5 protein-coding genes are annotated in these 6996 nt (G+C 74.1%); all 5 read left to right on the forward strand.

Going from position 1 to position 6996, the window contains the following annotated elements:
- The first annotated feature begins 18 nt into the window (after nt 1–18).
- Entirely contained in the window at nt 19–3027 is a 3009-nt protein-coding gene (infB, locus tag ACFW01_RS07850; protein WP_384502628.1) for a translation initiation factor IF-2, read from the forward strand.
- 154 nt (nt 3028–3181) lie between these two features.
- Nucleotides 3182–3475: a DUF503 domain-containing protein gene (locus tag ACFW01_RS07855; RefSeq protein ID WP_064730112.1), complete on the forward strand. Its 294-nt coding sequence runs from the start codon at nt 3182–3184 to the stop codon at nt 3473–3475.
- A gap of 73 nt (nt 3476–3548) precedes the next feature.
- On the forward strand, nt 3549–4034 hold the full coding sequence (rbfA, locus tag ACFW01_RS07860) for a 30S ribosome-binding factor RbfA (RefSeq protein WP_234961469.1): 486 nt from the start codon (nt 3549–3551) through the stop codon (nt 4032–4034).
- On the forward strand, nt 4031–4936 hold the full coding sequence (gene truB / locus ACFW01_RS07865; RefSeq protein WP_234961468.1) for a tRNA pseudouridine(55) synthase TruB: 906 nt from the start codon (nt 4031–4033) through the stop codon (nt 4934–4936). Before rbfA ends, truB begins: the two co-directional genes overlap by 4 nt.
- A 254-nt stretch (nt 4937–5190) precedes the next feature.
- The coding region (locus tag ACFW01_RS07870; RefSeq protein ID WP_384502629.1) for a trypsin-like peptidase domain-containing protein at nt 5191–6996 on the forward strand (1806 nt) is incomplete at its 3' end.

Consider the following 6996-nt stretch of genomic DNA (forward strand, 5'->3'; position numbering starts at 1 on the left):
GGACCTCAGAGGAGCGAAGTGGCTAAGGTCCGGGTATACGAACTCGCCAAGGAGTTCGGCGTTGAGAGCAAGGTCGTCATGGCCAAGCTCCAGGAGCTCGGTGAATTCGTCCGTTCGGCGTCTTCGACCATCGAAGCGCCCGTAGTACGCAAGCTGACAGACGCCTTCCAGCAGGGTGGTGGCAACGGCCGCGCGGCCGGTCGCCCCGCCGCCCCGAAGAAGGCCGCCCCCAGGCCCGCCGCGCCGTCTCCGGCGCAGGCGGCACGTCCGGCCGCGCCGCGTCCGGCGGCCCCGAAGCCCGCGGCTGCCCAGCAGCCCGAGGCCCCGGCGGCCCCCGCTCCGGCGCCGTCCCAGGGTCCGCGTCCGACGCCGGGCCCGAAGCCCGCGCCGCGTCCGGCTCCGGCCGCGCCGGAGTTCACCGCTCCGCCGGCCGCTCCGGCCGCCCCCGCCGCTTCGACGCCCGCTCCGGCCGGCCCGAAGCCCGGCGGTGCGCGTCCCGGTGCCCCCAAGCCCGGCGGCCGTCCGTCCGGCCCGGGTCAGGACCGTGGTCAGCAGGGCGGCCAGGGCCGTCCCGGTGGCCAGCGTCCCGGCTCCCCCGCGCAGCGTCCCGGCGGCCGCCCCGGCGGTCCGCGTCCGGGCAACAACCCCTTCACCTCCGGCGGCAACGCCGGCATGGCGCGCCCGCAGGCGCCCCGTCCGCAGGGCGGTCCGCGCCCCGGCGGCCCCGGTGCCCCCGGCGCAGGACCGCGTCCGCAGGCCCCCGGCGGCCAGGGCGGCGGTCCCCGTCCCCAGGCTCCGGGCGGCAACCGTCCGAGCCCCGGCTCGATGCCGCGTCCGCAGGGCGGCGGCCAGGGCGGTCCCCGTCCCGGCGGCGGTCCGCGTCCGAACCCCGGCATGATGCCGCAGCGTCCCGCTGCCGGCCCGCGTCCGGGCCCCGGCGGCGGCGGTCGCGGTCCCGGCGGTGCCGGTCGTCCCGGCGGCGGCGGTCGTCCCGGTGGCGGCGGCGGTTTCGCCGGTCGTCCCGGCGGCGGTGGCTTCGGTGGCGGCGGTGGCCGTCCCGGCTTCGGCGGTCGTCCCGGCGGTCCCGGTGGCCGCGGTGGCACGCAGGGCGCCTTCGGCCGTCCCGGCGGTCCCGCGCGTCGCGGTCGCAAGTCGAAGCGGCAGAGGCGCCAGGAGTACGAGGCCATGCAGGCCCCGTCGGTCGGCGGCGTGATGCTGCCTCGCGGCAACGGCGAAGCCATTCGCCTGTCGCGTGGTGCGTCGCTCACCGACTTCGCGGAGAAGATCAACGCCAACCCGGCGTCGCTCGTCGCGGTCATGATGAACCTCGGCGAGATGGTCACCGCGACCCAGTCCGTCTCCGACGAGACGCTCCAGCTCCTCGCCGGCGAGATGAACTACACGGTTCAGATCGTCAGCCCGGAGGAGGAAGACCGCGAGCTGCTCGAGTCCTTCGACCTGGAGTTCGGCGAGGACGAGGGCTCCGAGGAGGACCTGGTCGTCCGTCCGCCGGTCGTGACCGTCATGGGTCACGTCGACCACGGTAAGACCCGGCTCCTCGACGCCATCCGCAAGACGAACGTCATCGCGGGCGAGGCCGGCGGCATCACCCAGCACATCGGTGCCTACCAGGTCGCGACCGAGGTCAACGAAGAAGAGCGCAAGATCACCTTCATCGACACCCCGGGTCACGAGGCGTTCACCGCCATGCGTGCCCGTGGTGCCCGGTCGACCGACATCGCGATCCTGGTCGTCGCGGCCAACGACGGCGTCATGCCGCAGACGGTCGAGGCGCTCAACCACGCCAAGGCGGCCGAGGTCCCGATCGTCGTCGCGGTCAACAAGATCGACGTCGAGGGCGCCGACCCGAGCAAGGTGCGCGGTCAGCTGACCGAGTACGGCCTGGTGGCCGAGGAGTACGGCGGCGACACCATGTTCGTCGACATCTCCGCCAAGCAGGGTCTGCACATCGACTCCCTGCTGGAGGCCGTGGTCCTCACCGCGGACGCCTCGCTCGACCTGCGGGCCAACCCCACGCAGGACGCGCAGGGCATCTCGATCGAGTCCCGTCTCGACCGCGGCCGCGGTGCCGTGGCGACGGTCCTCGTGCAGCGAGGCACCCTGCGGGTCGGCGAGACGATGGTGGTGGGCGACGCCTACGGCCGCGTCCGCGCCATGCTCGACGACAACGGCAACAACGTCACCGAGGCGGGTCCGTCGACCCCGGTCCAGGTGCTGGGTCTGACCAACGTCCCGGGCGCCGGCGACAACTTCATCGTGGTCGAGGAGGACCGTACGGCCCGCCAGATCGCGGAGAAGCGTGCCGCCCGCGAGCGGAACGCCGCGTTCGCCAAGCGCACGCGCCGCGTGTCGCTGGAGGACCTGGACAAGGTGCTCAAGGCCGGCGAGGTCCAGCAGCTGAACCTGATCATCAAGGGCGACGCTTCCGGATCCGTCGAGGCCCTGGAGTCCTCCCTGCTCCAGCTGGACGTCGGCGAAGAGGTCGACATCCGCGTCCTGCACCGCGGCGTCGGTGCGGTCACGGAGTCCGACATCGACCTGGCGATGGGCTCCGACGCCATCGTGATCGGCTTCAACGTGCGCGCCGCCGGGCGTGCCGCGCAGATGGCCGAGCGCGAGGGTGTGGACGTCCGGTACTACTCGGTCATCTACCAGGCGATCGAGGAGATCGAGGCGGCCCTCAAGGGCATGCTCAAGCCGGAGTACGAAGAGGTCGAGCTGGGCACGGCGGAGATCCGCGAGGTCTTCCGCTCGTCCAAGCTGGGCAACATCGCGGGTGTTCTCATCCGCTCCGGCGAGGTCAAGCGCAACACCAAGGCGCGCCTGCTGCGCGATGGCAAGGTCATCGCGGAGAGCCTCAACATCGTGGGCCTGCGTCGCTTCAAGGACGACGTCACCGAGATCCGCGAAGGCTTCGAGGGCGGTATCAACCTCGGAAACTTCAACGACATCAAGGTCGACGACGTCATCGCGACGTACGAGATGCGCGAGAAGCCGCGGGTGTAACCACCGCGACTTCCGAGACGGTGCGGCCCGGGGCCGGTCGGCGGAGCACAATATCCGTCGATCGGCCCCGGCCGTTCGTTGTACGGTTCTGATGTCCCCGCCGGTGAACGGCGGGGCCATCGATCCCGAACCGGCGGGTGAACCGGTTGCACACATGTATGTGGGGACGCTGTCCTTCGACCTCCTCCTCGGCGACGTGCATTCGCTGAAGGAGAAGCGCTCCGTGGTCCGCCCGATCGTCGCCGAACTCCAGCGGAAGTACGCGGTGAGCGCGGCCGAGGTGGAGCACATGAACCTCCACCGCCGGGCGGTCGTCGGCCTGGCCGTGGTGTCCGGCGACGCCGGCCACCTCAGCGACGTGCTCGACCGGTGCGAACGGCTGGTGGCCGGCCGGCCCGAGGTGGAACTGCTGTCGGTACGACGGCGCCTCCACGGCGACGACGACTGACCGGATCACGCCGGACCAGATCACGCCAGACCACGCAAGATCACGAAGAGAAGAAAGAACGGGAGACGGACCAGTGGCCGACAACGCGCGGGCGAAAAGGCTGGCGGACCTCATCCGAGAGGTGGTGGCCCAGAAGCTGCAGCGCGGGATCAAGGACCCGCGGCTCGGCTCGCACGTCACCATCACGGACACCCGGGTCACGGGTGACCTGCGGGAGGCGACCGTCTTCTACACGGTGTACGGGGACGACGAGGAGCGCAACGCCGCCGCGGCCGGCCTGGAGAGCGCCAAGGGCATCCTGCGCTCCGAGGTCGGCAAGGCGGCGGGCGTGAAGTTCACACCGACCCTGGCCTTCGTCATGGACGCCCTCCCGGACACCGCCCGCAACATCGAGGACCTCCTCGACAAGGCGCGCCAGTCCGACGCCAAGGTGCGCGAGGCCTCCGCGGGCGCCGCGTACGCCGGTGAGGCAGACCCCTACCGCAAGCCGGAAGAGGACGAAGCCGCCGAGGCCGCCGAGGCCGCCGAGGGCGACGAGACGGACGACACCGCTAAATGACCGAGAAGCACACCACGCCCGACGGCCTTGTCATCGTCGACAAGCCGTCGGGCTTCACTTCGCACGACGTCGTCGCCAAGATGCGGGGCATCGCCCGGACGCGGCGGGTCGGGCACGCCGGCACGCTCGACCCGATGGCGACGGGCGTCCTGGTCCTCGGCGTGGAGCGGGCGACCAAGCTCCTCGGGCACCTCGCCCTCACCGAGAAGGAGTACCTGGGCACCATCCGGCTCGGGCAGACCACCCTGACCGACGACGCCGAGGGCGAGATCACGGGGTGCGCCGACGCCTCGAAGGTCACCCGGGAGGCGATCGACGCCGGGATCGCCGAACTGACCGGCGAGATCATGCAGGTGCCGTCCAAGGTCAGCGCCATCAAGATCAAGGGCGTGCGCTCCTACAAGCGGGCGCGCGAGGGCGAGGAGTTCGAGATCCCCGCGCGGCCCGTCACCGTCTCCTCGTTCTCCGTGTACGACGTCCGCGACGCCGTCGCCGAGGACGGCACCCCGGTGCTTGACCTGGTCGTCTCCGTGGTCTGCTCCTCCGGTACCTACATCCGGGCCCTGGCGCGCGACCTGGGCGCCGGTCTCGGTGTCGGCGGCCACCTCACGGCGCTGCGCCGCACCCGGGTCGGGCCCTACAAGCTGGACACCGCGAAGACCCTGGACCAGCTCCAGCAGGAGCTGACCGTCATGCCCGTCGCGGACGCGGCCGGCGCCGCCTTCCCGCGCTGGGACGTCGACACCAGGCGGGCCAAGCTGCTCCTCAACGGGGTCCGCCTGGACATGCCCGAGGTCTACGCGGGCGCCGGCGCCGTCGCGGTCTACGGGCCCGAGGGCGGACTGCTCGCGCTCGTCGAGGAGCACAAGGGCAAGGCGAAGAGCCTGGCCGTCTTCGGCTGAGCCGACGCGCCGTCGGCGTCCGTCCGTGGAGCGGCGATCACGGGGACTTCACTGTCGCCGCTCCACGGTCCCCCTCGGTTCCCCCGCCTCCTAGGGTGTATCCAACCGACCCCTCCTGTTCACCCGTCCGGGCAGGCGCTCGGAGTGAACCGGGGGAGTGGAAGGGGGCGCTTTTGCCGGGGGATCTGTCCCGCTGATCATCACGCGCCTACCGTCGGACACACAGCACGGGTGTACGGCGGGGAGGTTCGGCGATGGCGTCGAGGAACCGGTCCCGGGAGGCGGCGGGCGGCAGGGCGGGACCGGGGCCGCGGGACGGAGCCCGGGACGCGCGCGGCGGGCCCCCGGCCCGGGTGGCCGATCCGGCCCGGCACGCGCCCGACGGCGCCCTGGTCCAGGTGCACGACCTCGCCGGACGCCCCCGCGGCACGGGATTCGTCGCCGACCACCACGGCACCCTGCTCACCAGCCACGAAGCGGTCGACGGCCTCTCCCGGCTGGTCCTGCGCACCGCCGGGGACCGGCGCCGCGTGGTCGCCGCCGCCGACGTGACCCCGCTGCCCGCCCTCGGCCTGGCGCTGGTCCGCACCGAGGGCCTGGGCGTCCGCCCGCTGCCCGTCACCACGCGCGACCGAGTCGAGGCCGGCACCTACGTGCGCATCGCCGCCGGCGGCTGGCGCGAGGCCCGCGTCCTGGGCACCACCGGCGTGACCTACACGGCCACCGACCGCTTCCACCTCCTCGGCGACGCGCTGGAACTGGCCTGCGGCACCTCCGGGCGGGACGCGCTGCGGCTCGGCGGCGGGGCGGCCGGCGGTCCCGTCCTCGACATCGAGACCGGTGCCGTCCTCGGGGTCCTCGGCACCGCGCTCAGCTCCGGGCACAGCGACGTCGGCTTCGCCGTACCGCTGCGTCGCACGGACACGGGCCCGCTCGCCGCCCTCCTCGCCGAGAACGCCGCGACGGTCCCGGCCTACGGAGCCGATCTCAACCTCGCGGGTGTCCTCGCCCTCACGGCGACCTCGGTCGGGCAGGACGGTCCGCGGGGCGCGTCGGGGGAGTGCGGGGACGCCCGTGCGGTCGAGGGCTCCGGGCCGTCCGGCGCCGCACCCTCGGTGAAGGCGGTGGTGAAGCCGGTCGAACGGCCCGCGGTGACCCGCGCGTTCACCGCCTTCGCCGCCGGCCGCGCCGGCGTACTGGGCCTGGTCGGCGCGCCGGGCAGCGGCCGTACGACCGAGCTGACGGCCCTCGCCGCCCGCCGCTCCCGGGGCCCCGCACCGGCACCCACGCTGTGGCTGCGCGGCGCCGACCTGTGCGACGAGGACATGTCGCTGGCGGACGCCGTGCGCCGGACGCTGGACCGCGCCGCCCGCATCCTCGCCGCCTCGGACCGCGCCCGCCCCGACGACCTCGGAGACATCGCGCCCGAACGCCTCGCCCGCCTGGCCCGCGCCGCCGGAAGGCCCCTCCTCCTGGTGCTGGACGGCCCCGAGGAGATGCCGCCCGTCCTCGCCCACCGCCTCCCGGAGTGGACCGAGGGCACCGCGGCCTGGCTGGGGGAGACGGGCATCCGGCTGGTCGTCGCCTGCCGGGCGGAGTACTGGGAACACGCGGGGGCGGAGTTCCCCCGGGACCTGCTGTACGGCCCGGTGCCCGAGGAGCGTGCCGCCACGCCGGCCGCGGCGGACGGCGCCGGGAGGACGCCGTGGGCGGCGCCGGGGACGGCACGCCGGGGCGGGGCCGCCGCACCTGTGCCGTCCTGGGTGGTTGCCGGGGAGCGAGGGGCGGCCGGTGCCGTGTCGTCGGCCGGGGCGCTGGGTGCCGGACCCGGGCCGTGCCCGCCGGTCCCGACGGCCGCGGCACCCTGGTCGCCGGCGCCGCCCGTGGGGCATCCCGGAGCCGGGACGGCGGTCGCCCGGGGCGGGGCCGCCGCACCTGTGCCGTCCTGGGCGGTCGCCGGGGCACGAGGGGCGGCCGGTGCCGTGTCGTCGGCCGGGGCGCTGGGTGCCGGACCCGGGCCGTGCCCGCCGGTCCCGACGGCCGCGGCACCCTGGTCGCCG

Source organism: Streptomyces sp. NPDC058985 (assembly GCF_042740985.1).
GTDB lineage: Bacteria > Actinomycetota > Actinomycetes > Streptomycetales > Streptomycetaceae > Streptomyces.

Bases quoted from the DNA above. Each gene is read 5' to 3' on its own strand.
- ACFW01_RS07855 (WP_064730112.1), top strand. From the start codon at position 3,182: ATGTATGTGGGGACGCTGTCCTTCGACCTCCTCCTCGGCGACGTGCAT.
- truB (WP_234961468.1), top strand. From the start codon at position 4,031: ATGACCGAGAAGCACACCACGCCCGACGGCCTTGTCATCGTCGACAAG.